The 24,132-nt window shown below is 43.7% G+C and carries 21 protein-coding genes and 1 pseudogene; 19 read left to right on the top strand and 3 right to left on the bottom strand.

Annotation, left to right across the window (positions count from 1 at the left end):
* The first annotated feature begins 69 nt into the window (after positions 1–69).
* From betI to AB4623_RS07615, 13 genes and pseudogenes are all read left to right on the top strand, one after another.
* Positions 70–672: a transcriptional regulator BetI gene (gene betI / locus AB4623_RS07675; protein ID WP_048610022.1), complete on the top strand. Its 603-nt coding sequence runs from the start codon at positions 70–72 to the stop codon at positions 670–672.
* A 105-nt stretch (positions 673–777) separates the two neighbouring features.
* Complete coding sequence (gene betB / locus AB4623_RS07670; RefSeq protein ID WP_372146099.1) at positions 778–2,238, top strand: betaine-aldehyde dehydrogenase; 1,461 nt, start codon at positions 778–780, stop codon at positions 2,236–2,238.
* Between the two features lie 72 nt (positions 2,239–2,310).
* Complete coding sequence (betA, locus tag AB4623_RS07665) at positions 2,311–4,023, top strand: choline dehydrogenase (protein ID WP_372146097.1); 1,713 nt, start codon at positions 2,311–2,313, stop codon at positions 4,021–4,023.
* 119 nt (positions 4,024–4,142) lie between these two features.
* Positions 4,143–5,114 (top strand): choline ABC transporter substrate-binding protein, encoded by a 972-nt coding sequence (locus AB4623_RS07660; protein WP_137001587.1) that lies wholly within the window; start codon positions 4,143–4,145, stop codon positions 5,112–5,114.
* A 95-nt stretch (positions 5,115–5,209) separates the two neighbouring features.
* Positions 5,210–6,052 (top strand): choline ABC transporter permease subunit, encoded by an 843-nt coding sequence (gene choW / locus AB4623_RS07655; RefSeq protein WP_372106651.1) that lies wholly within the window; start codon positions 5,210–5,212, stop codon positions 6,050–6,052.
* A gap of 2 nt (positions 6,053–6,054) precedes the next feature.
* Positions 6,055–7,266: a choline ABC transporter ATP-binding protein gene (gene choV / locus AB4623_RS07650; RefSeq protein ID WP_372106649.1), complete on the top strand. Its 1,212-nt coding sequence runs from the start codon at positions 6,055–6,057 to the stop codon at positions 7,264–7,266.
* A gap of 362 nt (positions 7,267–7,628) precedes the next feature.
* Positions 7,629–8,111, top strand: coding sequence for a MarR family winged helix-turn-helix transcriptional regulator (locus AB4623_RS07645; protein ID WP_017061075.1), 483 nt, complete (start codon positions 7,629–7,631; stop codon positions 8,109–8,111).
* 265 nt (positions 8,112–8,376) lie between these two features.
* Positions 8,377–9,780: pseudogene (locus AB4623_RS07640) on the top strand (coniferyl aldehyde dehydrogenase).
* Between the two features lie 85 nt (positions 9,781–9,865).
* The gene (locus AB4623_RS07635) at positions 9,866–10,309 is read left to right on the top strand and encodes a hypothetical protein (protein WP_004732424.1); all 444 of its coding nucleotides are present in this window, start codon (positions 9,866–9,868) and stop codon (positions 10,307–10,309) included.
* Between the two features lie 209 nt (positions 10,310–10,518).
* Positions 10,519–11,724, top strand: coding sequence for an iron-containing alcohol dehydrogenase (locus AB4623_RS07630; RefSeq protein ID WP_372146095.1), 1,206 nt, complete (start codon positions 10,519–10,521; stop codon positions 11,722–11,724).
* Between the two features lie 207 nt (positions 11,725–11,931).
* Positions 11,932–12,363 (top strand): tetratricopeptide repeat protein, encoded by a 432-nt coding sequence (locus AB4623_RS07625; protein ID WP_372146094.1) that lies wholly within the window; start codon positions 11,932–11,934, stop codon positions 12,361–12,363.
* Positions 12,364–12,456: 93 nt separating this feature from the next.
* Entirely contained in the window at positions 12,457–14,202 is a 1,746-nt protein-coding gene (locus AB4623_RS07620) for an arylsulfatase (RefSeq protein ID WP_372146092.1), read from the top strand.
* 119 nt (positions 14,203–14,321) lie between these two features.
* On the top strand, positions 14,322–15,569 hold the full coding sequence (locus AB4623_RS07615) for an anaerobic sulfatase maturase (RefSeq protein WP_372146090.1): 1,248 nt from the start codon (positions 14,322–14,324) through the stop codon (positions 15,567–15,569).
* Positions 15,570–15,661: 92 nt separating this feature from the next.
* On the opposite strand, the gene AB4623_RS07610 is transcribed toward AB4623_RS07615, so the two are convergent.
* A complete protein-coding gene (locus AB4623_RS07610; RefSeq protein WP_102458015.1) occupies positions 15,662–16,252 on the bottom strand; it encodes a TetR/AcrR family transcriptional regulator in 591 nt (196 codons plus the stop codon).
* 319 nt (positions 16,253–16,571) lie between these two features.
* On the opposite strand from AB4623_RS07610, the gene AB4623_RS07605 reads away from it, so the two are divergent.
* Positions 16,572–17,228 (top strand): Qnr family pentapeptide repeat protein, encoded by a 657-nt coding sequence (locus AB4623_RS07605; RefSeq protein ID WP_372146088.1) that lies wholly within the window; start codon positions 16,572–16,574, stop codon positions 17,226–17,228.
* A 162-nt stretch (positions 17,229–17,390) separates the two neighbouring features.
* Here the strand turns inward: AB4623_RS07605 and AB4623_RS07600 are convergent, their stop codons facing one another.
* The gene (locus AB4623_RS07600) at positions 17,391–17,606 is read right to left on the bottom strand and encodes a hypothetical protein (protein ID WP_029235681.1); all 216 of its coding nucleotides are present in this window, start codon (positions 17,604–17,606) and stop codon (positions 17,391–17,393) included.
* 448 nt (positions 17,607–18,054) lie between these two features.
* On the opposite strand from AB4623_RS07600, the gene AB4623_RS07595 reads away from it, so the two are divergent.
* The 5 genes from AB4623_RS07595 (at position 18,055) to AB4623_RS07575 (ending at position 22,519) form a co-directional block, all read left to right on the top strand.
* Positions 18,055–18,315: a DUF5062 family protein gene (locus AB4623_RS07595; RefSeq protein ID WP_017072477.1), complete on the top strand. Its 261-nt coding sequence runs from the start codon at positions 18,055–18,057 to the stop codon at positions 18,313–18,315.
* A gap of 466 nt (positions 18,316–18,781) precedes the next feature.
* Positions 18,782–19,315 (top strand): diaminobutyrate acetyltransferase, encoded by a 534-nt coding sequence (gene ectA / locus AB4623_RS07590; RefSeq protein ID WP_010431975.1) that lies wholly within the window; start codon positions 18,782–18,784, stop codon positions 19,313–19,315.
* Between the two features lie 35 nt (positions 19,316–19,350).
* Positions 19,351–20,616: a diaminobutyrate--2-oxoglutarate transaminase gene (gene ectB / locus AB4623_RS07585; protein WP_372146086.1), complete on the top strand. Its 1,266-nt coding sequence runs from the start codon at positions 19,351–19,353 to the stop codon at positions 20,614–20,616.
* A gap of 13 nt (positions 20,617–20,629) precedes the next feature.
* Positions 20,630–21,016, top strand: a complete 387-nt coding sequence (locus tag AB4623_RS07580; RefSeq protein WP_010431969.1) for an ectoine synthase — start codon at positions 20,630–20,632, stop codon at positions 21,014–21,016.
* Positions 21,017–21,094: 78 nt separating this feature from the next.
* Positions 21,095–22,519 carry an aspartate kinase gene (locus AB4623_RS07575; RefSeq protein ID WP_017065849.1) on the top strand — a complete coding sequence of 475 codons (1,425 nt, stop codon included), beginning with the start codon at positions 21,095–21,097 and terminating at the stop codon, positions 22,517–22,519.
* 123 nt (positions 22,520–22,642) lie between these two features.
* Here AB4623_RS07575 and AB4623_RS07570 read toward each other — a convergent pair whose 3' ends face one another.
* A complete protein-coding gene (locus tag AB4623_RS07570) occupies positions 22,643–23,983 on the bottom strand; it encodes a sigma-54-dependent Fis family transcriptional regulator (protein ID WP_017065850.1) in 1,341 nt (446 codons plus the stop codon).
* Between the last annotated feature and the right edge of the window lie 149 nt (positions 23,984–24,132).

Genomic DNA, 24,132 nt, shown 5'->3' with positions numbered 1-24,132 from the left:
GAACCCTAACTAAATTTCTGTCATTTTATATTTAACTGAACGTTCAATATAAAATAAAAGGATTAAGAAATGCCGAAGGTTGGGATGCCTGATATACGTAAACCACAGCTTGTTCAAGCCACCATGACGGTGATTGATCGAGTGGGTTTGCATGCCGCGAGTATTGCGTTGATCAGCAAAGAAGCGGGAGTCTCCACTGGCATTATTAATCACTATTTTGGCGGGAAGCATGGGCTGCTCGAAGAGACCATGCGTGAAATCCTTCGCCAACTTTCTAATACCATCACGACTTCACTAAAAGCGCTTCCTGTTGATGCTCACCAACAGAGAATCAACGCGATCATCGATGGTAACTTCGAAGGTTACCAAGCAGAAAATAAGGTCGCGAAGGCGTGGTTGGCATTTTGGTCATATTCAATGCATGACGAGCAGCTGAAAAGACTGCAACGTGTGAATGAAAAACGTTTGATTTCACACTTACGTCTTGAGTTGAAAGGTATTTTGAATCATGAACAAGCGGATCTCGTTGCTCACGGGATTGCGTCTCTGATTGATGGTTTGTGGCTGAGAGGCACACTAAACCCAGATGGTATCGATGCTCAAAAGGCGCGTGCCATCATCAATGATTATCTAGATAAACAACTGACGTTCTACTCGTGCAGTACCAAATAGAACGCAGTGTTAGAACTAGAACAGCACTAGAACGACCAATACTTACACCCAAAATTCAAACTAGACCAGTAGAGTCTAATAACAATAATTAAGTCAGAATCTCAAATGGAAATGAACTCGTTATACATCGATGGCGCAGCGGTTAAAGCAACCTCTGGTGAAACCTTTGATAGCATTAACCCTGCCAACGGTGAACCTATCGCGACCTTAGGCCAAGCATCTTCAGCAGATGTCGACAGTGCTATTGAATCTGCGAAACGCGGGTTTGCGGTATGGTCTGCAATGACCGCTGTGGAACGCAGCCGCATTCTGTTGAAGGCAGTGGAAATACTTAGAGCTCGAAATGATGACCTTGCAAACCTTGAGGTTGTTGATACGGGCAAGCCGCTGCAAGAAGCAATTGAAGTGGATGTGGCGTCTGGTGCTGATGTTATTGAATACTTTGCTGGCTTGGCACCAACGCTACAAGGCGACCAACAACCGCTGAGCGAATCTCAATTTTTCTACACTCGCCGCGAGCCGCTAGGCATCTGTGCGGGCATTGGTGCGTGGAACTACCCTATCCAAATCGCGATGTGGAAATCGGCTCCGGCATTAGCTGCGGGTAACGCGATGATTTTCAAGCCTTCAGAAGAAACGCCGCTAACGGCGCTCAAGCTTGCTGAGATATTTACCGAAGCTGGTCTTCCTGATGGCGTGTTCAACGTGGTTCAGGGCGATTACCGTGTTGGTCAGATGCTAACGGCGCACCCAGATATCGCGAAAGTATCGTTCACGGGCGAAACCGGTACCGGTAAAGCGGTAATGGCAGACAGCGCTAAGACGCTGAAATCAGTCACCATGGAACTTGGCGGCAAGTCACCGATGATCGTGTTTGATGATGCGAAATTGGATGATGCAGTTTCAGCTTCGATGGTGGCTAACTTCTACACCCAAGGCGAAGTGTGTACTAACGGTACTCGCGTTTACGTTCATGAAAATATCTACAACGATTTCATCGACCAACTTAAAACACGCACTGAAAAGCTCATCATTGGTAACCCAATGGACATGGAGACTCAGATCGGCGCGTTGATTTCTAAAGAACACCTTTCAAAAGTCCTTGAAGCCATTGAGCTAGCTAAACAGTCGGGCGCAACCCTGCTGACGGGCGGCTATCAAGTGACAGACAACGGCCTCGAAAACGGTAATTTTGTTATCCCAACCGTGTTTGTGGATTGCGAAGACAACATGCCTTACGTTCAACAAGAGATCTTCGGCCCTGTGATGTCAGTGTTGAAGTTTTCGGACGAAGACGATGTGATTCGCCGTGCAAACGACACCAAATACGGCCTTGCGGCTGGTGTGTTCACGCAAAACCTTTCTCGTGCGCACCGTGTTATTCACCAAATGCAGGCGGGTATTTGTTGGGTTAATACGTGGGGTGACTCACCAGCAGAAATGCCAGTTGGGGGTTACAAGCTTTCGGGTATTGGCCGTGAAAATGGACCAGAAACTCTACTTCACTATACGCAGACTAAGAGCATTCTTATTGAACTTGGCGACTACGCCAGCCCTTATGCCTAACGCGTAACACTCAATTTTATGGGTTAGCTTAACAGAGCTAGCCCTACTGACTCATCTCAGGGAAATCAAAACATGGAACAACGCTACGATTATATTATCGTCGGCGCGGGTTCGGCCGGCTGTGTGTTAGCGGATAGGCTAACGGAAAGCGGTGAACATAGCGTTTTATTACTGGAAGCTGGTGGCACGGATAAGAGTATTTTTATCCAAATGCCAACCGCGCTTTCTTACCCAATGAATACTGAAAAGTACGCTTGGCAATTTGAAACAGAGAAAGAACCGGGCCTTGATGGACGTGAACTGCACTGCCCACGTGGCAAAGTGTTAGGCGGCAGCTCATCGATCAACGGCATGGTTTATGTTCGTGGCCACGCGTGTGATTTTGACCAATGGGAAGAAGAGGGTGCAGCGGGTTGGAACTATCAAGCATGCTTGCCTTACTTCCGCCGCGCTGAATCATGGAACAAAGGCGGTGATGAATACCGTGGTGACAATGGCCCTGTCGGCACTTGTAATGGTAACGATATGGAGCTTAACCCGCTTTACCAAGCATTCATCGATGCAGGTAAAGACGCTGGTTACCCAGAAACCAACGATTACAACGGCTACCAGCAAGAAGGCTTCGGCACTATGCATATGACGGTAGACAAGGGTGTTAGAGCCTCAACCTCTAACGCTTATTTACGTCGAGCATTGAAGCGTTCAAACCTGACCTTGAAGAAAGGTATCGTGGCGCGTCGTTTCTTACTTGAAGCACAAGACTTAGAAGGTCAATCAGGCTTGAAAGCGGTTGGTGTCGAGTTTGAAAAGTCAGGCAATACCCAGGTGGCTGTGGCGAACAAAGAAGTGATCTCTTCTGCGGGTTCTATTGGCTCGGTTCAACTGCTGCAGCTTTCTGGTATCGGCCCGAAAGCCGTGCTTGAAAAGGCCGGCGTTGAAGTTAAACACGAACTAAGCGGTGTCGGTGAAAACCTTCAAGATCACCTAGAAGTGTACTTCCAATATCACTGCAACGAACCGATCACACTCAACAGCAAGCTTGGCTTGGTGAGCAAAGGCATGATTGGCGCGGAATGGATTCTGACTCGCAAAGGTCTGGGTGCTACTAACCACTTTGAATCGTGTGCGTTCATTCGCTCTCGTAAAGGATTGAAGTGGCCAAACATTCAATATCACTTCCTGCCAGCAGCGATGCGTTACGACGGACAAGCGGCCTTTGATGGTCACGGTTTCCAAGTACACGTTGGGCCTAATAAGCCAGAAAGTCGCGGTACGGTTGCGATCACTTCTGCTGATCCGCATGCCAAGCCAGAGATCATTTTCAACTACATCTCGACTGAGCAAGACCGCCAAGATTGGCGCGATTGTATTCGTCTAACGCGTGAGATTTTGTCTCAACCAGCAATGGATGCTTACCGAGGTGAAGAGATTCAGCCGGGTCTAAGTGTGACTTCCGATGAAGCGATTGATGAATGGGTTAAGCAGAACGTTGAAAGTGCATATCACCCTTCATGTGGCTGCAAAATGGGTTCAGATGATGATCCAATGGCAGTGCTTGATGAAGAGTGTCGCGTTCGCGGTGTCGATAATTTACGTGTTGTCGACTCATCGGTTTTCCCAACCATTCCAAACGGTAATTTGAACGCCCCGACCATTATGGTTGCTGAGCGTGCTTCCGATTTGATTTTAGGCAAGCCGATGCTCAAAGAGCAGGACGTTCCAGTGTGGATTGCACCTGAATGGCAAGAGAAGCAAAGAATCAATAAACCAGTAAGAGAAGCGTAAGCCTCTGTTATTGAGATAAAAATAATAAAAAGTAACAACCAAAATTAGTCAAAAGTCAGCAAAACTGCCCTGATTAGTATGAGTTAGGGCAGAAAAAGGAAAGATAAAAAGGAATCATTATGACGACTCAACATAAACAAACCGCTACAAAAAAGGTATTAGCAACATTAGCCATCAGTTCATTTGCATTTGGTGCTAACGCTTCTATTGAACCGCAGCAATGTGAAAACGTTCGCTTCGCTGATGTAGGCTGGACTGACATTACCGCAACAACCGCCGTTACTTCTGAACTATTAAAAGGCCTTGGTTACAAAACCAAAACCGACCTACTTTCAGTACCGGTGACTTACTCTTCAATGGCGAACGGCGATATTGACGTATTCCTAGGTAACTGGATGCCAACTATGGAAGGCGATATTGCTAAGTACCGTGAAGCGGGCACGGTTGAAACCGTTCGTGCCAACCTTGAAGGCGCAAAATACACACTAGCTGTACCAAAATATGTGTACGACTCTGGCGTAAAAAGCTTCGCAGACCTAGCAAAACATGCCGACAAGTTTAAAGACCGCATCTACGGTATTGAGCCGGGTAACGATGGCAACCGCTTAATCCAATCAATGATTGATTCTGACGCGTTTGGCTTGAAAGATTTCAGCCTAGTGGAATCAAGTGAAGCGGGCATGGTATCGCAAGTATCTCGCGCTGCTCGTCGTAGCCAGTGGATTGTTTACCTTGGTTGGGCTCCGCACCCAATGAACAGCAATGTTGAAATGGAATACCTTTCTGGCGGTGACGACTTCTTCGGCCCTAACTACGGCGGCGCGAATGTTTACACCAACGTTCGTTCAAACTACCTGTCTGAGTGTGCAAACGTCGGTCAACTTCTACAAAACCTAGAATTCACTCTTGAGATGGAAAACCAGTTGATGGAAGAGATTCTTAACCAAAAAGTGAAGCCAGAAAAAGCCGCTCAACAATGGTTGAACAAGAACCCTCAACAAGTTGAAGCTTGGTTAGACAACGTAAAAACGCATAAAGGTGAATCAGCGACTCAAGCGGTTACTGAATACCTAAAGCAAGTTAAAGCTTAGTTCTACCTATCTCAACAGCTACATAAATAATAAAGGTGGGCTTGCCAATTTATCGATTGGTTTGAAGTAGCCCACCCATAATAAAAGGCAATATTGTGAATTTTATTACGGAAAACAAAATCCCTGTCGGACAATGGATGGAAGCTGGTGTTGACTGGTTAACTATCAACGCAGCGGGCTTTTTTGATGCTATTTCTATCTTTTTAGAAACCGTTATTCTGTTTTTAGTCGATGTATTTAAATGGATGCCGCCTGCGCTCCCTATCGTAATTACCGCTGCGATTGCTTGGTATTTACACCGTAAATTATCGTTGGTGATCTTCGTTGTCGCGGCGCTTCTGACCATTCTCAACCTTGGCTATTGGCAAGAAATGCTGGAAACCTTTGTTCTCGTCTTTGCGGCGACAACGATTTCCGTATTAATTGGCGTACCGGTTGGCATCATGGCTGCTCACCGTCCTTGGCTCTATACAGTTTTGCGTCCAATCCTTGATTTGATGCAGACCGTTCCAACGTTTGTGTACTTGATTCCAACTCTGGTTCTATTCGGCTTGGGTATCGTTCCTGGCTTAATCTCGACCATTATTTTCGCAATAGCTGCACCGATTCGTTTGACCTACTTAGGGGTAACGAAAGTCCCTGAAGAGCTGATTGAAGCGGGTAAAGCCTTTGGTGCAAGTCGCATGAAGTTACTGCTCAAAGTTGAATTACCTGCCGCTCTGCCAAGCATCATGGCGGGTGTCACCCAATGTATTATGTTGTCGCTTTCGATGGTGGTTATCGCCGCTCTTGTTGGTGCTGACGGGCTTGGTAAACCTGTTGTTCGTGCATTGAACACAGTGAACATCTCACAAGGTTTTGAAGCCGGATTAGCGATTGTTTTAGTCGCAATCATCCTTGACCGCTTGTGCAAAACACCAAACCAGAAGGAAGCTTAATCATGTCTATCTCTCAGGAACAAAAGGCAATGGACGCGATTACCATTAAAAACCTTGATGTTGTGTTTGGTAACAAAGCCAATCAAGCGCTGGAACTACTCGACCAGGGTAAAACTCGCCAAGAGATCATCGATGAAACCGGTCAAGTTGTCGGCGTCGACAATGTGTCGCTGACCGTTGAAGAAGGCGAGATTTGTGTGCTGATGGGGTTGTCTGGTTCTGGTAAATCATCTTTGCTTCGCGCAGTTAACGGTTTGAATGAGATCAGCCGTGGTTCACTAACAATCAAAGACGGTGACCAACAAGTCGATTTAGCACAGTGTGATGAAGCGACTCTGCGTCATCTTCGTACTCACCGTGTATCCATGGTTTTCCAAAAGTTTGCTTTGATGCCGTGGCTTAATGTATTAGACAACGTAGCGTTTGGCCTTGAAATGCAGGGTGTAGCAAAAGATGTTCGTCGTGCAAAAGCGCGTGAACAATTAGAAATGGTTGGCCTAGCGGAATGGGAAACCAAATTCCCTCATGAGCTTTCTGGTGGTATGCAGCAACGTGTTGGTTTGGCGCGTGCGTTCGCTATGGACACAGACATTCTATTGATGGATGAACCTTTCTCGGCGCTGGACCCATTGATTCGTGCTCAGCTGCAAGATGAACTGATCACACTGCAAAACAAACTCAACAAAACGATTCTGTTCGTGAGTCACGACCTAGATGAAGCACTGAAGATTGGTAACAACATCGCGATCATGGAGTCAGGAAAGCTGATTCAACACGGTAAGCCTGAAGAGATCGTATTGACGCCAAAAACAGAATACGTAAAAGACTTCGTTGCTCACACCAACCCACTGAATGTACTTAAAGGTCGCTCTTTGATGCAGCCTCTTGATTCACTGACGCAAGAGAATGAAAGCTGGAAGATTTGCGATTCTAAAGATCTCTGGATTGAACAGAGCGAAGGTGCTTTATCTGTGAAAGGTGAATCTGCTTTGGCGCTTGTTGAGTGGAGTGAGTCTGACGACTTAACTGCGATCAACGAGTCGAGTGTAGTTGTGGCAAGCCCGGAAATTGGCATGCGTGATGCGATTAAACTGAAACAGCTAAGTAATCACCCGATTTTGCTGGTGGAAGACAATCAACTGGTCGGTATTCTGGATAACAGCGAGTTTTACAACGCACTAACGGGTAATTTTCAGATGAATACAGCCGCGTAAAATTTCGTTTTCCAGCTTGGCGATTAGGGCTGGTTTTTTATTAGGTGGAGAGGGTTAAGTCTCTCTACCTCTATGATTATTAAAATATATTATTCTTTGAACTTGTATTCTCTGACTCGTTATTTTTGCCTTCATTGAAGCTTTCATTTCCCCTTCATTAAGTAAAAGTGCCGTACCACGCAAGTTTAGTGGTATAGAAAAGATTGAGAATAGTATGAACATCAGTACAATGCGGAAAAATCAATGAAGTAATTTATCAATTTACAGTGTAATTCGAGCTCACCTGACGTAAATAATCAGGACATATCATCGCTTCGACGCTGTAAAACCATTCACAGTATATTAGTACAAAGGTCTGCATCTTGGACAAACATGACGAAATCCTGGTCGCTATTCGCCAAATTATTCGCGCTATCGATTTACATTCGAAAAAGCTGAGTAAAGAGTATGGTTTGACTGGCCCTCAATTAATCTTAATGAGAGCAATCCAAGAAATGGGTAATGTGACGATCAAAGAATTGTCTAATCACACCAATGTAAGCCAAGCCACCACAACCACGATCATCGATCGCTTGGAACTGAATGGCTATGTACAACGTGTTCGCAGCTCGTCAGACCGACGCAAAGTACACGCAAACCTGACTGAAAAAGGTCAAGAGTTGCTAAACAATGCGCCACCACCGCTGCAAGATAACTTCGTTAAAAAATTCCAAAACCTAGAGCCGTGGGAGCAAAGCTTACTGCTTTCTTCAATGCAGCGAGTATCATCAATGATGAACGCAGAAGACATCGACGCCGCTCCAGTACTTCAACTTGAAGGCATTGCAAACGTAGCCAAGAGCTAACCTTATTTATAAATTGTTTATTTAGAACAACAACTTAAATAATTGTCAAATGGTCGCACTAAGCGGCCATTTTTGATCCTGCCATTTAAAATTCTCTATTTGCCTTGCGTGTTAGCTACGCCTTCTTATTTTAAATTCCCCTGACTTTTTGCCCCGTTTGTAGCCGCCTCATTGGATTGTAATCAAAACTCCATTGACAATAAAATACTAGACCAACCGGTCTGCTTTGTATTATTGTGTGCTCATCTTAACCACGAGGTGATGTATGAAATACGAATTGACGCCAACACAAATGACCATGACGTTGAACAGCATGCAGGGAGCTTTTGCACAGAAACCGATGCCAGCGATATCGGAGAGAATTGAGCAGCTGCTCGCACTTAAATCTGCGCTAATCGATTACACAGATCGTTTGTGTGTAGCCGTGAGTGAGGACTATGGTCACCGCAGCCGACAAGACACTTTGATGGCTGACATATTGCCTTGTATCGGAAATATTGATCACAGCATTGAGTGTTTACCTCATTGGTCGACATCTTCGATTCGTCATTCCGGCCCATTGCTTTCAACCTCTCGTGTTGAAGTGGTTTATCAACCCAAAGGCGTCGTCGGGATTATTGCTCCGTGGAATTTCCCGATCATGTTATCCGTCGGCCCACTTATTTCGGCGCTGGCTGCGGGAAATCGCGCCATGATCAAGATGAGCGAATTTACCCCAGCGACGAACCAAGTATTAACAGCGCTATTGGCGGAAGTTTTCCATGCCGATGAGGTGTGCTTGGTTGAAGGTGAGGTAGAAATCGCAGCCGCGTTTTCGGCGTTGCCGTTTGATCATCTTCTGTTTACAGGGTCAACCCAAGTGATGAAGTCAGCAGCTGATACGCTAACCCCAGTCACGCTAGAGCTGGGTGGAAAGTCGCCGGTTATCGTGGCATAAGACATGCCGATCGATATTGCGGTAGAGCGAATTATTTATGGTAAAAGCTTAAACAACGGCCAAGTATGTGTCGCTCCAGATTACGTGCTACTCCCTGAAGATAAGCTCGAAGCCTTCATTCTGGAGTACAAAAAACAATACCAACAGCTGTTTGATGAAGGGATCTACTCTGAGGGTTTAACCTCGCTCATTAACCCTCGCCAATGTGATCGTATTGTTGGTCTGTTGAATGAAGAGCAGCAAGCTGGGACACGAATCGTTGCTTGCCATGACGAAGCGATGGACTTAGATACTCATCGATTGGTGACACATTTGATCGTTGAACCAAGCCTGTCATCCAAAGTGATGAACGAAGAAATTTTCGGCCCATTATTACCTTTGATTACGTATCGCAATGTCGAAGAGGCGTTCCAAGTCATCAATAGCAAACCAAGGCCGTTAGCACTCTACCTGATGAGCTTTGATTTGAGTTTACAGGCTCAGGTTAAGCACCAAGTTCACTCCGGTGGTATGTGTATTAATGACTGTGTTTTTCATTTAGCGGTTGATGACGCGCCGTTTGGTGGCATTGGTGAATCAGGTCAAGGCAACTATCACGGTAAAGAAGGTTTCCTGACTTTCTCCCACGCCAAAACAGTCTTGGAAACGGGTTTAGATCATCGAGTTAAGCATCTGTTTTCAAAAGAAGACAACGAATTAAAAACAGCAGTGATGGGCATGCTTGGCCAGTAAATCATTTCTGTCATTACCCAATTTATCTACAAGAAGTTATTTATAAAAAATTATTTTTACGACGTTATTTTAAGAGGTTATTTTTATGTTAGAACGATTTTTTGAACGAACGATGAAAGCGTATTTGATGGTTACAGGATTCTTAACCGCAACCGCTTTCTCTACTTTCCTTGCGCCTGATTGGAGTATGCAAACGCTGTTCTCGTACAACGATACGATGATGGTGAACAAAGAGTATCTTATGGGTACCTATCAACACTGGGGAGTCATGGTTGGCTGTATTGGTGTGTTGTTGATGTTCTCGGCGAAGTACAAATCGCTGCGTACTTCGACCATGATTTACAGTGCATTTGAGAAGTCGATGTTTGTGGGCATATTCTTATACAACGTGTGTATCAACGATTATGAGTGGTTTTATGGTTGGAGCGGTGTATTTGCGCTCGATGGATTTGTGACTGTCTACTCTTTAGTTTATCTGTATTACTACCTCACTAGAGACAAAAGCAAGGTGCCAGCTCATCTTCGTTAATAGTTAATGAGTTGCTCAGGGTGAGTCAATGACACTTCTTTAATGATCAATAGCTTACTTATGATTACAGCCCGCATTTGCGGGCTTTTTTCGTTTTGGGGCAATGATCCATAAAGATCTTAATTGACATATCTTTGACATTTACGCTCTAGATCGACCGGTTTGTTTTGGTTGTTGTTTAGTCATCAACTAGAAATGAGGTAAACACCATGACAACCAATAATTTTAACTTTCAACTTAAAACCATTGTTCATGCTCAAGAGAACGGTATTGAAAATATCCCTTCTTTGTTTGGTCGCTTAGGTGCGCAAAGAGTCGTGCTCTTTTCTGATAAAGGTTTGGAGTCTCTTGGCTTTGTTGAGCAGTTCTCGGCGTTGTTTGTAAACCAGAATGGGAATCAGGAAGCGAACCAACAAGCGGTTCAGCTTGTTGGCGTTTACACCGATATCGCGCCAGACGCGACTTGCGACAACATCAACGCGGCCATTGAGTTTGCAAACAGCGTCAATGCTGATGCGATCTTGTCTGTTGGCGGCGGCAGCGTAATTGATGCGTCTAAAGGTGTGAAATACGCATTTCATAAGCAGATAGATGACATTCGCACCGTGATTGCGGGTGGTGGTCATATGGATGTGTGGCCAAACAATGAAGATATTCGAGTGCCCCACATTGCGGTTCCGACAACGGCTGGTACGGGCGCAGAAGCCTCTCCGATTGCTGTTTTTTACAATGAACATGAAAACATCAAAGCAAGTCTAGTCGCGTCTGGATTGGAAGCCGATATCGCGATCCTTGATCCAACGGTGACCACTAAGCTGCCAGCTCACCTTACTCGTTCTACAGCCATGGATGCGTTAACACACGCTGTTGAAGCGATTGTCTCGCCAATGAGTAATGCATTCACTGACGCTTACGGCATTAAGGCTGCAAAACTGATTGTTGAAAACTTACCCTTGGCACTTAAAGAGCCAGAAAACCTAACCGCGCGTGGCAACCTTCTTCAAGCAAGCACTATGGCGATCTCTGCTTTCTATTCGTCTTTGGGCGGTATTCCGATTCACAACTGTGCTCATGCCTTTGGTGCGATTAGCCACATTCCACATGGCGATGCCAACACGGTGCTGATGCCGGTTGTGATTGAAGCGCTGCCTGAATTCTATATGCCGAATGCGGCGAAGTTAGCTCAAGCTTTCTCTGTCGACACTACGGGAACCGATGAGATGGTTTACCAGAGAGTGTTGGATTTCTTAAACAACTTTCAAACCAGTGTGGGTGCGATGAAGCGTTTCAGCAGCTGGGACTTTGATGAGCAAGAGAAGAGCAACATTGCAGAAGCGATTGAAAAAGACATCTGTTTTCAGTTCTACCCAATCTCGAAACAGACGATTGAAACCATCATTGAGAAAGCGATTTAAGTCTCTGTCTTAATCGACTGAATGTTATGACCATTTAATTCAGTCGATGATTCAGTCCCTTATTCACTCAACAATCATTACTCGAGAGCCAATTATGAAAATCGAAAACGTATTGCTATCAAGCTTGTGCATCATCGCGCCATTCCTACTTTTCACCTAATTCATTCAACAGGGACGTTGTGACCTTTATTCCCGAGGAGGAAATAAATGCTCAATAAACGTTTAACTACCGTGATTTTGGCGGGTGTTTTGGTTGTTCTGTTTTTTGCCAAGGCAAGCTTTGGAAGCGAGAGCTTTGAGAATGAAGCCACCATGGTTCAATCGCAGCAGCATCAAGACGTCGTGCAATTGTTGGATGAAGCTTATCAAGGGCAATTGGATGCCCAGCTCTCTGTCGCTTACTTATATCTGAGCGGAGAGGGCGTAGAACAGGATGATGAAAAAGCCGCGGAGTGGTTCGTCACCGCAGCCAACAACGGTAGCCCTGAAGCTCAAACACAGCTTGGGTTGATGTATATCTCTGGAAGTGGCGTTCAAGCCAGCCAAGCGGAAGCTGTCACCTGGATAGGCATGGCAGCAGCTCAAGAGTATGACTCCGCGCTCGACTTATTACATTGGATGTCGCAAGCCGCGCATTAATTCAAATCTTAACTCAGGTTACTCACAGAAATAGTTACTCGCAGAAAAGTTAATTACTGAAACAAGTTAATCACAGAAATTGGAGAACGTCTTATGCAGACATTCAAGAAATCTTTAGTCTTCACTGCAATGGCTGCGGCAAGCAGTGCTGCTCTTGCGGCTGAATCAGAAAAACCGAATATTGTTGTTATTGTTGGCGATGATGTGGGCTTTGCCGATACACAGCCTTATGGCTCAGAAGCGGATACCCCAAACCTAATGGCGCTGGCTGAAGAGGGGGTTAAGTTTACTAACTTTCACGCGTCACCAACCTCATCGGTAACGCGCTCTATGATGCTAACCGGAGCAAACAGTCACGAGGTTGGGCTAGGCACCTTTGATTATGCCGTCTATCCGGGCGCTATTGGTAAGCAGGGTTATGAAGGTTACCTCACCAAGAAAGGTGTTACGGTCGCCACGTTGCTTGAAGAGAGCGGCTATAACACTTACCTCTCTGGTAAATGGCATTTGGGGCACGAGGATGGCTTCCTACCTGATGATCGAGGTTTTGGTGAGAGTTATGGTATTTTAGCGGGCGGTTCGAATCACTTTAACCGAGATATGATGTTCCGAGCCAAAAACGCTGCGACAGCGGATGCGCTGCAAAAAGGCGATATTCCCGGTGTTGAAGTTGAGCCAACTTACCGCAACGGTGAAGTGGTTGAGGATAATTACAAAGGCGAGTACTCAGACCAAGTTTACACCAACGAGATCATCAAGATGATCGACAGCAAGAAAGACGACGGTAAGCCTTTCTTCGCTTACGTCCCATTCACCGGTATTCACCTGCCACTGCAAGCGCCTGAGTCTGCCTATCAAGATAAAGTCGATTACTACGTTGAGCATGGTTGGGACTCGGTTCGAGAAGACCGTTTTCAACGCATGAAAGAGATGGGTGTGATTCCAAAAGATGCCGATATTTCAGATCGTAACGCATTAAGCCGACCTTGGGACTCGCTCTCTGAGAAAGAACAAAAGTGGTATGGCAAGAAAATGGTTGTCGCGATGGGCATGATGGAAATGCAGGACCAACAAGTCGGCCAGATAGTCGATTACCTGAAAGAAATCGGCGAGTACGACAATACCTACATTATGTATCTAGCGGATAACGGCCCAGAAGCGGCGGATATTACCGGTGAAAATATCAGTGATTTGATCCGAACGTGGACTGCTCATCATTTCGATAATTCGACTGAAAATTTGGGTAAGGCGAACTCCAGTGTGTCACTTGGACCTGAGTGGGCAAGCGCTTCAACCGGTGGCCTATCTTGGTACAAAGCTTACACAGCAGAGGGCGGTATCCGCGTGCCATTTATCGTTAAGCCAGCCAAAGCGCTTTTAGACGGTGAAGATGCGTTGCAACCGGGAACTCAGACAGACGACTTATCCCAAGTGAAGGACATTGCAGCCACGATTCTTGAGATTGCAGAGGTCGATCATCCAGGAACCGAATATCAAGGTCGAGAAGTGGCGCCGATGAGTGGTGTGAGCTTGTTGCCTTACTTCAAAGGGGAAACGGCAGACGTGCACAGTGCCAACAATGCGATTCCATTTGAATTGTTTGGTAGCGGAATTCTGCTTAAAGGTGATCATAAGATCATCCGAATTTCTACGGGAATGGGCGGTGACAGTGAATGGCACTTATACAACACCAAGAAAGACCCTGCTGAGCAACATGACTTGAGAAATCAAATGCCAGATCTGTTCCTTGAAATGGTCGCTGAATATCAAGAGTACGAAAAAGCGCAAAACATCGTCCCGGTTGACGAAGCGTGGAATCCGTTTGAAAACGTGAAATAGAGGAAATGAACCACTCGGCCAACCTAATGCCATTAAGCTTGGTTGGTCGATGAACACCGTGTAAAGGAATTACGAATTGTTTTGGCTAATACAATAACTTTTACATCGAGGCACTCTTCATGACGACATTATCGCTATCAAACTTGAGTTCAATTCCACAGTTCAATGGCAAAGCACACAGCAAGCTTCAAGCGCTAGCAAAACCGATTGGGGCGGTGTGTAATATCAGCTGCACCTACTGCTATTACTTAGAAAAACAGCAGCTGCTTGAATACCCAAAAGGCTCTCAATATACGATGGATGAAGTCCTGTTAGAGCGTTATATCAAACAGTACATAGAGGGGCAGAACACGCCTGAAATCATCTTTTCTTGGCATGGTGGAGAGCCTACCTTGTTGGGGATTGAGTACTTTCAAAAGGTCGTCGAGCTGCAGAAAAAATATTGTCCCAACCACAGTAAGATCAGCAATGACCTTCAAACCAACGGAACGTTATTGAATGATGCGTGGTGCGAGTTCTTCAAGAAGAATGACTTTATCATTGGCGTCAGTATTGATGGACCAGAGCACCTACATAATCACTACCGAACTAACCGTGCAGGCAAAGGCACTTTTTCTCAAACAATGCGTGGTATTCACTACTTGAAGCAGCATAACGTCGAGTTCGCGACCCTAACCTGCGTGAATGATGTGACAGGAAAGTATCCGTTAGAGGTCTATCGCTTTCTACGCGATGAAGTGGGTTCGAAGCAGTTGCAGTTTATTCCTGTGGTCGATAAGCGCGAAGCTCACACCAACAATAAATGGTTGAGCAACCAACAAGCGATCATTCCCGTATCAGGCGAGGTTGAACCGTGGAGTGTCGGCTCTGCGCAATGGGGACAATTCCTCACTACCGTTTTTGATGAGTGGTTTGAACACGATTTTGGTCGAGTGTTAGTGCCGTACTTTGAAAATTTTGTCGGTGTATGGATGGGCAGAGAAAGCACCATGTGCACGCTGAGTGAGATCTGCGGCAAAGGGTTAGCGGTTGAGCCCAATGGCGATGTGTACTCATGTGACCATTATGTATTTCCTGAATTTCAGTTAGGTAATATTCAGGAACAAGCACTTTCAACTTTAGCCTTTTCGCCAAAGCAGCAGAGTTTTGGGTTCGCCAAACAGAAGTCTCTGCCGAAACAATGCCAAGCCTGTGAGTTTAAATTTGCATGTCATGGCGAATGCCCCAAAAACCGTATCATCACAAGCCGAGATGGTGAGGCGGGGTTAAATTATCTCTGTGAAGGTTGGCTGAGCTTCTTCAAGCATATCGACCCTGTTATTAAGGACTTATTCAAAGCCAATAATATCCCGTCTCGTCTGGGGTAACGGAGTAAGCGTGAATGGATTCAATCTAGATTTAAAGTTAGATAAAAGGCTCGCTAAATTGTGCGAGCCTTTTGGTATTTGGTAACGGGTATCTAGTCAGCCGATTCTTGGGCTGGGCTCATGGCGAGAAGAGTCTCTTCCATGGCATTGTTTAGAATCGAACGGTTACGCTGCATGGCGGCCATGAGCGTTGAGCCAAGCCATAAACCATAAAGCGTTCGAGATAGCGATTCTGGCTCTGCGATAGTGAAATCACCGGCCTCATTGCCTTCTTCAAACAGCTTCGCCATACGCAGGATGATCTTTTCCGCGCCTTCAGCCATGGTCGATTGCAACGGGTTAGCAGAGCCAGACACTTCACCTGCTAGCTTGACCACAAGACATTGGATATTGAAGTCTTCAGTCAGTTTCGATGCACACCAAAACTCGAAATAGGCTTTAACGCGATCACGACGAGAAAGCGATTCATCACTTAAAAAGTCATCCAGCTTAGCGAGATGCTCATCAAAGTAGTTAGTAAGAAGGATCTCACCAAAGTGCTCTTTGGATTTAAAGTAGTGGTAAAAAGAACCCTTCGTGCCTTCCGCTTGGTTGATGATCTTCATCAGGCCAACACCAGCAAACCCGTGTTCATTAATAAGGCTAAATCCTGCATCGAGCATAGCTTGTCGCATGTCTTTCATTGTTCTTACTCTTTATGCTGAGAATGAGGAATAGTGTAACGAGCAACATACCAACCGTCCAGTCTAGCGCGTTAGGACGCGGTCAATAATTGACTCGTTTCGTCAAAGTAACTTTTTCTCTTATTGGCACTTCTAAGCGACAAAACTTTTTTCAAGATAAGCACATCATATAAATCGAAAATAACAACCTTAAAGGGCCTGTTTGGTGCCTTAAAATGGCTAAATTTGGGTGTTTTAAGTTGCTGTTTTTGTTCGTTTTTAATTTGGTGTTTTCTTAAGATCGCAATGGTAGTCTTAGCTTAATTTTTTTAGGGGCTAAATGGACACCAATAACAGCACTTATCATCACCACAATTTTGCTCAGCAAGACTTATCAGAGCTTACATTTACAGCCTGTACGTTTATCCGTTGTGATTTCAGACGTTCGAACTTACGTGACGCAACGTTTATTAACTGTAAGTTTATTGAACAAGGCGATATTGAGGGATGCCACTTTGATGTTGCCGACTTACGAGATGCAAGCTTCCAGAATTGCCAGTTGGCGATGGCGAATTTTAGTAATGCGAATTGCTATGGGATTGAGCTACGTGAATGCGACCTGAAAGGGGCGAACTTTACTCGCGCTAACTTTGCCAATCAGGTGAGCAATCGCATGTATTTTTGCTCGGCATACATCACGGGTTGCAACCTGTCTTACGCTAATTTTGAACAGGATTGTTTAGAGAAGTGCGAACTGTTTGAGAACCGTTGGATAGGCACTTACCTTGGCGGCGCGTCATTGAAAGAGTCTGATCTCAGCCGAGGTGTGTTCTCGGAAGATGTATGGGGGCAATTCAGTATGCAAGGGGCGAATTTGTGTAATGCAGAACTAGAAGGGTTAGATCCTCGCAAGGTAGACACATCGGGGATTAAAATTGTCGCTTGGCAACAAGAACAACTGCTTGAAAGCATGGGTATTGTGGTGATGCCTGATTGATAGCTGTAATTTCTAACTACAGGCTATTTGGAATATGTAAGAATTCGCTATAGAAGAAAAGCCCAAAGCTAATAACTTTGGGCTTTTCCGTATTTGGTAACCAGCATTTTATAATGAATTTTTAAAAAGAGAATGCTTGGTGATAGAGAACTGATTGGTTGATTAATGCATGCCTGAGCGCATTTTGTCGGCGAGCGCAAAGAAGACAAAAACGACGAAACAGACTAGAGCAGCACACAGTGAAGTTAAGATGGTTGTGGCGTCTTTTGAAATCAATGGAATGGTGATAGAAGCTAGCGCTATCAACATAACAAGGATATGAACAATTCGACCCGGAATTGGATTTTTATGACAGAATGAAGCCCAGAGGTAACGCATTTTCAACACCAGTATAAAATTAGTGGTTTTATTCTATTTTCTTAGTGAGTATTTTGTAAATAACAATTGGTTACAATTGGTTGTAAATATGATCTAAGTCGAATTAGTATTAAACCAGTTAAATAACAACAGTTTATTGATCTTTTATTGAATTTTAACTTTCAAAATGAACATCATAATATTCCGTATTCTTTGGAATGCTAAGTCAAATATTATTCGAATTTTTGTTTTTTGACTTAAGATCTCATTTATTGAGTGTTCTGTTAAGAGACCGTTTGCGTATTGATTTCCGCCCTGTACATGTCAATTAGGCAGGTATCTATTTAGGGGCTGAAATTCGTTTAATGTCATTTATCAAAGAGAGTGTTCGAATTGAGAGCGCGGTAATCTTGTCTTAGATTCAGTTTGGTATACTCAAGGTTCAATCTACGAAGATGATGGAGATGATATGTCGAAAACCGCGAAGATCATGAATGAAGATAAGCTGGTTAAGAAGGCTCTAGAAGTCGGTTTTAAAATGGCAAAGTTGCAAGGTTTCGATTTGCCGAACTCATCTCAACCAATCAAGGTTAAGGCTGTTTATCTATTTCTTGTTGAAGTAAATCAAATCACTCCGTTACCAGACAGTAAGTTGGATGGTGCAAATATTAAGAAGCGCCTAGCGTTATGGATACACAACGCTTTGCCTGATAATGATCCCTTGAAGTAAACCTTTTCCAAGCTGATATTTCTGGACTCGTTTCCTCTGAGTTCATTATTCATCGATATGTTAGATAAGAAACCTAGCGAGCTCTCGCTAGGTTTTTTTGTTTTTGAGGCCGATATTTTAATAGTGGATAGCGAGTCACTGCCATTCGAAGCGTTGTTATCTACTCGATAGAATGTTCAACACTGAGAGTGTTGGTGATTTATGCCGCTTGATTGGCAATCTGAGCACATAATTTACTAATGACTCTAACCTTCTTTTGACGCTTATTCGGTTAAAGACATTTTCTTAAGATCTCCACCGATCAAATACATTAGAACTCAAAGTATTATTTAATTCATGCTGACCGCTATTAAATGTGATACAGATCACTAATTTTTGTTTTTTAAAGTTAAGGTGTTGATCTTAGTAGGGGGTAAATGCTCATAATAAAAAGGAATTTAATTAGAGTTCAAAGGAATTTCTCGGTATGATTACATCAGCGCCTTGGGTGTTGTGTCCAGAAGTGATAGAAAAAACGAGTGAAGAATGGAGTTTTCGCGAGCCCAAAGCTTCAGATGGCAACGACATTTATCGACTGATTTCAGAATGTCCGCCACTAGACACCAACTCGTCATATTGCAATTTTTTGCAATCCACTCACTTTAGTAAAACTTGTATTTTGGTTGAGAACAAAGGTGAGCTTGCGGGCTTTATCTCGAGTTATCAAAAACCGAGTGAGCCTAATGTTCTCTTTATTTGGCAAGTTGCAGTTGCCCCTCGATTTAGAGGTCACTCTTTAGCTTACAAGATGTTGAACAGCTTACTTCGTCGAGAGTGGCTGAAGAGTATAGAAGCTATTGAAACAACCATTACTAAGTCAAATCAAGCGTCTTGGGCACTCTTTAAAAAGCTAGACGCAAAAAATAGTAGCACTGGAAAAGTGACCACTTTCTTAGATGAAAATGTTCATTTTAAAGGGCTGCACGATACTGAGTATTTGTATCGAATACCCCTTAAATAATCATTAACTTATAGGAATCAAATAACGGCCTTATCATGGATATTTTTAAAGAGCAGGAATCTAACGTACGTTCATACTCGAATAGTTTTCCAGTCACTTTTGCTAAATCAAAAGGCTGCTGGCTTGAAACAAAACAAGGTGATCGTTACCTCGATTTTCTTGCTGGAGCAGGATCTCTCAATTACGGTCATAACAATCCAATACTTAAGCAAGCTTTACTTGAGTATATTGAAATGGATGGAATTACACATGGCTTGGATATGCATTCAGAAGCCAAAGCTGAATTCCTAGAAGCTCTTAGTCGCTTTATTTTGGAACCTCGAGCATTAGATTACAAAGTTCAATTTACCGGCCCGACAGGAACAAATGCGGTTGAGGCAGCGATTAAGTTGGCGAAAAAAGTAAAAAGTCGAAGCAGTATTGTTGCATTTACCAATGGTTTTCATGGTTGTACGGCGGGTGCATTGGCTGCTACAGGCAACCAACACCACAGGCAAGGTGCGGGCTCAAATCTCAACAACGTTACGCGTTTGCCATTTGAAGGTTACGCTGGAATCGATGGTTTAAAATTATTTGAAACGATGTTAACCGATAATTCCGCTGGTATGGATAAACCTGCTGCCGTTTTATTGGAAACGGTTCAGGGTGAAGGTGGGTTAAATGTCGCTTCAAATGAGTGGCTACAGAAGTTAAGCAAAATCTGTAAAGCCCACGATATCCTACTTATTGTGGATGATATTCAAGCCGGTTGTGGTCGAACAGGAACGTTTTTTAGCTTTGAACCTTCAGGTATAAAACCAGATATCGTTACGCTATCTAAGTCGATAAGTGGTTATGGCTTACCGATGGCTGTGGTTTTATTAAAACCTGAACTAGACAAGTGGGAGCCGGGAGAACACAACGGCACCTTCCGTGGTAACAACCATGCGTTCATTACTGCTGCGAAAGCGTTAGAAATGTATTGGTCAAATGATGATTTTGAAAATCATATTCAACGTAGCTCAAGCATGATCGATGATGTCATTCAACGCAATCTCAAGCGTTTCCCTGAGCTATTTGTTCAACGCAAGGGACGCGGAATGATGATTGGCATTGAATGTAAAGATGGGAACACAGCTGATGAGATTGCAAAAGTGTGTTTTGACAAGGGCATGGTAATTGAGACCGCAGGTCCAAACGATGAAATCTTGAAGTTCTTTTGTCCATTAACCATTTCAGAATCGGAATTGATGCAAGGTTTAACTATGTTCGAAGACTCAGTTGAAGTGGTAGCAACCAAGCATTTCAAGAAAGCATCGTAATAGGGAGAGTAAAATGATTGTTAGAACACTTGATGAATGTCGTAATAGTGAAAGACGTATTGTATCGGATAACTGGGAAAGTACTCGCATGTTATTGAAAGATGACAATATGGGATTTTCTTTTCATATCACAACAATTTACGAAGCGACAGAAACACATATCCATTACCAAAACCACTTGGAGTCTGTGTTTTGTATGAGTGGTGAAGGAGAGATTGAAGTCGTTGGTGGTAAAACTTACCCAATCAAACCCGGTACGCTGTACATCCTAGATAAGAATGACGAGCATTATTTACGCGCATATAAAAACAAAGAAATGACAATGGCTTGTGTGTTTAACCCACCAATTACTGGCGCTGAAGTACACGATGAAAACGGCGTTTATCCACTCGTTGATTAACCCATATCTTCAGGGGTGATATCTCACCCCGCTCCCTATTATTTAGTCTTTAATCTCTTCAAGAACAAAAGGTCTTTTATGACATTTACCGTAGAAAAAATCGGCGGTACATCAATGACAGCATTTGATGCTGTGCTCGACAATATTATTCTCCGCCCTCAAAATCCGTATAACCGAATCTTTGTTGTGTCCGCATACAGCGGTATGACGGATGCATTGTTGGAATGTAAAAAAACAGGTAAGCCTGGTATCTATCAATTGATAGCGATGCGTGACGATTCGTGGAAGGATGCTCTATCTTATATTGAACGCCGCATGCTATTGACCAATGAGCATATTTTTGCGGATCCAATGAATCGTATGAGAGCAGATAAGTTCATCCGGTCTCGTATTTCAGAAGCCAAAAACTGTATTACTAACATTCTTGAAACGTGCCAATACGGACAGTTTTCACTGAGACATTATTTACCACAGATTAGAGAGTTTCTTTCTTCAATTGGAGAGTCACATAGTGCATACAACACGGCTCTTAAATTAAAAAACATTGGTATAAATTCGACCTTTGTTGACCTTTCTGGTTGGGACAACAAAACCCCTCAAAGTTTGGACGATACGATTAGAGAGGCTTTCTCTGACATTGATGTTACTGAGGAACTTCCCATAGTAACTGGTTATGCGTATTGCAAAGAAGGTTTGATGCATACTTATGATCGTGGTTACAGTGAGATGACGTTTAGTCGTATCGCTACTATTACTGAGGCATCATTGGCGATCATCCATAAGGAGTATCATTTTAGTTCGGCTGACCCAAAAGTCGTTGGTGTAGGTTCGGTTAAACCGATTGGGGCAACTAATTATGATGTTGCCGATCAACTGGCTAACCTTGGTATGGAAGCTATTCACTCTAATGCGGCTGCTGGGTTACGAGAAAGTGGCATAGAACTGCAAATCAAAAACACCTTCGAGCCAGAACATGAGGGAACACTGATTTCTTCTGATTACCGACCAGACACGAATCACATTGAGATCATTGCCGGAAAACAGAAGGTATATGCGTTACATGTTTTTGACCAGGGAATGGTCGGTAAGGCGGACAATGTTAGTTATGAGTTAATGGAGATTATCGCAGATGCTAGAGTGAACCTTATTGGTAAAGAGATGAACGCCAATTCTATTACCTATTATCTAGGTGGTAGCACCGAGAGTTTAAACAAGGTGTCTTATAAGGCTGAGAAACGTTACCCTCAGGCATCTATTTCAGGTCGAATGGTCGCTATAATCTCAGCGATCGGTTCTCAAATTGATACCAATAAAACGCTCGCTAATGGTGTATTGGCTTTGATGAACCATAGTGTTACGCCTATTGCATTACATTCGTCTATGAGAAACGTAAATGTGCAATTTGTTGTGAGTGATGACAAGTATCAACAAGCGATTTGCGCGTTGCATGAAGAATTCTTTGACCAAGATAAAAGAACCGAGACATCGGTGAATGCAGCATAAAATTTAACAGTGGAGGGCTCACCCTCCACTGTTAAATTTTCATGGAAAAGCAAAACATCAACTGCAAATTAACGATCGCCTGTATCTATTTTGATCACACAGCAACATCAGATATGAGTATTACTACTCTTGATACTTATCGAGCTTGTTATAAAGCGTTTTGATGCTGATTCCCAAGTCTTGTGCTGTTTCCTTTTTGTTGCCTTCATTTTCTTCGAGCGTATTGATAATCGCCGCTTTCTCAATCTTCTCAAGAGAAACACCCGCCGGAACCATATCCTCAACGGTAGTCCCTGTTTCTAAAGGAGGAGTATCAAAAATTAGGTGTTCATCTTTAATCGTCTCATCTGCCAATATAAAAGCTCTTTCAATACAGTGTTTTAATTCCCTGACATTCCCTGGCCATGCATGGGCTGATATTTTTTGAAGCGCTGATGTGAAAATGGTCTTCGCAGTGGTTTCATTTGCGTTGCGATGAGCAATAAAATGTTTTGCTAAGCCGACGATGTCGTCGCCTCTTTCACGCAATGGAGGGACATGTATGGGGAAGTGAGCCAACCTGAAATAGAGATCCTCTCTCAAAAACTGTTCTTCAATAGCGACTTGTGGATCTCGGTTTGTCGCTGCAATGACTCGAGTATTAGCGATACTCGTTGCATTACTGCCTACAGGGCGATATTCACCTGTTTCTAAAACTCGTAGTAATTTGACCTGGTGTTCAAGTGGCATTTCGGTGATTTCGTCGAGAAACAATGTGCCACCTTCTGCTTGCCTAAACACCCCTTGGTGTGTGCGATTCGCCCCTGTAAAAGCGCCTTTTTCATGACCAAATAATTCACTATCAACTAACTCAGGGCTGATAGCACCGCAGTTGATCGCAATAAAAGGTTGATTTTTACGATCACTGGCAAGGTGAATCGTTTGTGCGACTAATTCTTTACCTGCCCCACTTTCGCCCACAATCAAAACATTGGTGTCAGTCTTCGCGACTCTTCTTAAAGTTCGATACAGCTTATGCATGGGCTTAGAAGAACCGACTAACATACCGAACTGGTCTAAATCGCTGGTAGACACTTTACGCCCTTCTTCCTGCTTCTGGAGGAAGTATTGACTGAAGTCTGCAAGGGTATCTTCCAATATTTGCATGTCGACGGGCTTTCTATAATGGAAGATTGCGCCATGGTTCATCATCATGTCTAAATTTTTGTTTGGCGTACCTGTACTGATAATAATCAAGTCCATTTTGTCTAATCCTGTTGCACTCGATAAGGACTTAAAATCATCGGTAGTAAATCGAGAGACTTCAACAATAGCAGTATCTGGTTGCAGTTGTTGTAGCTTGTCAATCCAATGAACATCCATAGTACTTTGAATTATTTCAAAGCTTGATAATTCATCTAGAGAGTTTATTTGAGACCGCAATAATTCATCTTTTAACTCTATAAACAGTGTCGGTAATGACATGATTTAACTCTCTTTTTGTACGACAGGAAACGACCTTGATAATAACATGATGTCCTTAAAATACGAATCTATCGTTTACTGTACGCCATCTTTTAAATGTAGTTACAATATTACTAATAGTAGACGTGGCTAATTAATAGTATTTATAC

Origin of the sequence: Vibrio sp. 10N.222.52.C12, assembly GCF_041474215.1 — a bacterium.
Taxonomy (GTDB): Bacteria; Pseudomonadota; Gammaproteobacteria; order Enterobacterales; family Vibrionaceae; genus Vibrio; species Vibrio crassostreae_C.
This window is presented reverse-complemented; position numbering and strand designations above follow the sequence as displayed.

Bases quoted from the DNA above. Each gene is read 5' to 3' on its own strand.
- AB4623_RS07615 (WP_372146090.1), top strand. From the start codon at position 14,322: ATGACGACATTATCGCTATCAAACTTGAGTTCAATTCCACAGTTCAAT.
- AB4623_RS07570 (WP_017065850.1), bottom strand. From the start codon at position 23,983: ATGTCATTACCGACACTGTTTATAGAGTTAAAAGATGAATTATTGCGG.
- AB4623_RS07620 (WP_372146092.1), top strand. From the start codon at position 12,457: ATGCAGACATTCAAGAAATCTTTAGTCTTCACTGCAATGGCTGCGGCA.
- AB4623_RS07660 (WP_137001587.1), top strand. From the start codon at position 4,143: ATGACGACTCAACATAAACAAACCGCTACAAAAAAGGTATTAGCAACA.
- AB4623_RS07575 (WP_017065849.1), top strand. From the start codon at position 21,095: ATGACATTTACCGTAGAAAAAATCGGCGGTACATCAATGACAGCATTT.
- choV (WP_372106649.1), top strand. From the start codon at position 6,055: ATGTCTATCTCTCAGGAACAAAAGGCAATGGACGCGATTACCATTAAA.
- AB4623_RS07625 (WP_372146094.1), top strand. From the start codon at position 11,932: ATGCTCAATAAACGTTTAACTACCGTGATTTTGGCGGGTGTTTTGGTT.
- AB4623_RS07600 (WP_029235681.1), bottom strand. From the start codon at position 17,606: ATGCGTTACCTCTGGGCTTCATTCTGTCATAAAAATCCAATTCCGGGT.
- AB4623_RS07610 (WP_102458015.1), bottom strand. From the start codon at position 16,252: ATGAAAGACATGCGACAAGCTATGCTCGATGCAGGATTTAGCCTTATT.
- AB4623_RS07595 (WP_017072477.1), top strand. From the start codon at position 18,055: ATGTCGAAAACCGCGAAGATCATGAATGAAGATAAGCTGGTTAAGAAG.
- AB4623_RS07605 (WP_372146088.1), top strand. From the start codon at position 16,572: ATGGACACCAATAACAGCACTTATCATCACCACAATTTTGCTCAGCAA.
- betI (WP_048610022.1), top strand. From the start codon at position 70: ATGCCGAAGGTTGGGATGCCTGATATACGTAAACCACAGCTTGTTCAA.
- betA (WP_372146097.1), top strand. From the start codon at position 2,311: ATGGAACAACGCTACGATTATATTATCGTCGGCGCGGGTTCGGCCGGC.
- AB4623_RS07580 (WP_010431969.1), top strand. From the start codon at position 20,630: ATGATTGTTAGAACACTTGATGAATGTCGTAATAGTGAAAGACGTATT.
- ectB (WP_372146086.1), top strand. From the start codon at position 19,351: ATGGATATTTTTAAAGAGCAGGAATCTAACGTACGTTCATACTCGAAT.
- AB4623_RS07635 (WP_004732424.1), top strand. From the start codon at position 9,866: ATGTTAGAACGATTTTTTGAACGAACGATGAAAGCGTATTTGATGGTT.
- AB4623_RS07630 (WP_372146095.1), top strand. From the start codon at position 10,519: ATGACAACCAATAATTTTAACTTTCAACTTAAAACCATTGTTCATGCT.
- betB (WP_372146099.1), top strand. From the start codon at position 778: ATGGAAATGAACTCGTTATACATCGATGGCGCAGCGGTTAAAGCAACC.
- ectA (WP_010431975.1), top strand. From the start codon at position 18,782: ATGATTACATCAGCGCCTTGGGTGTTGTGTCCAGAAGTGATAGAAAAA.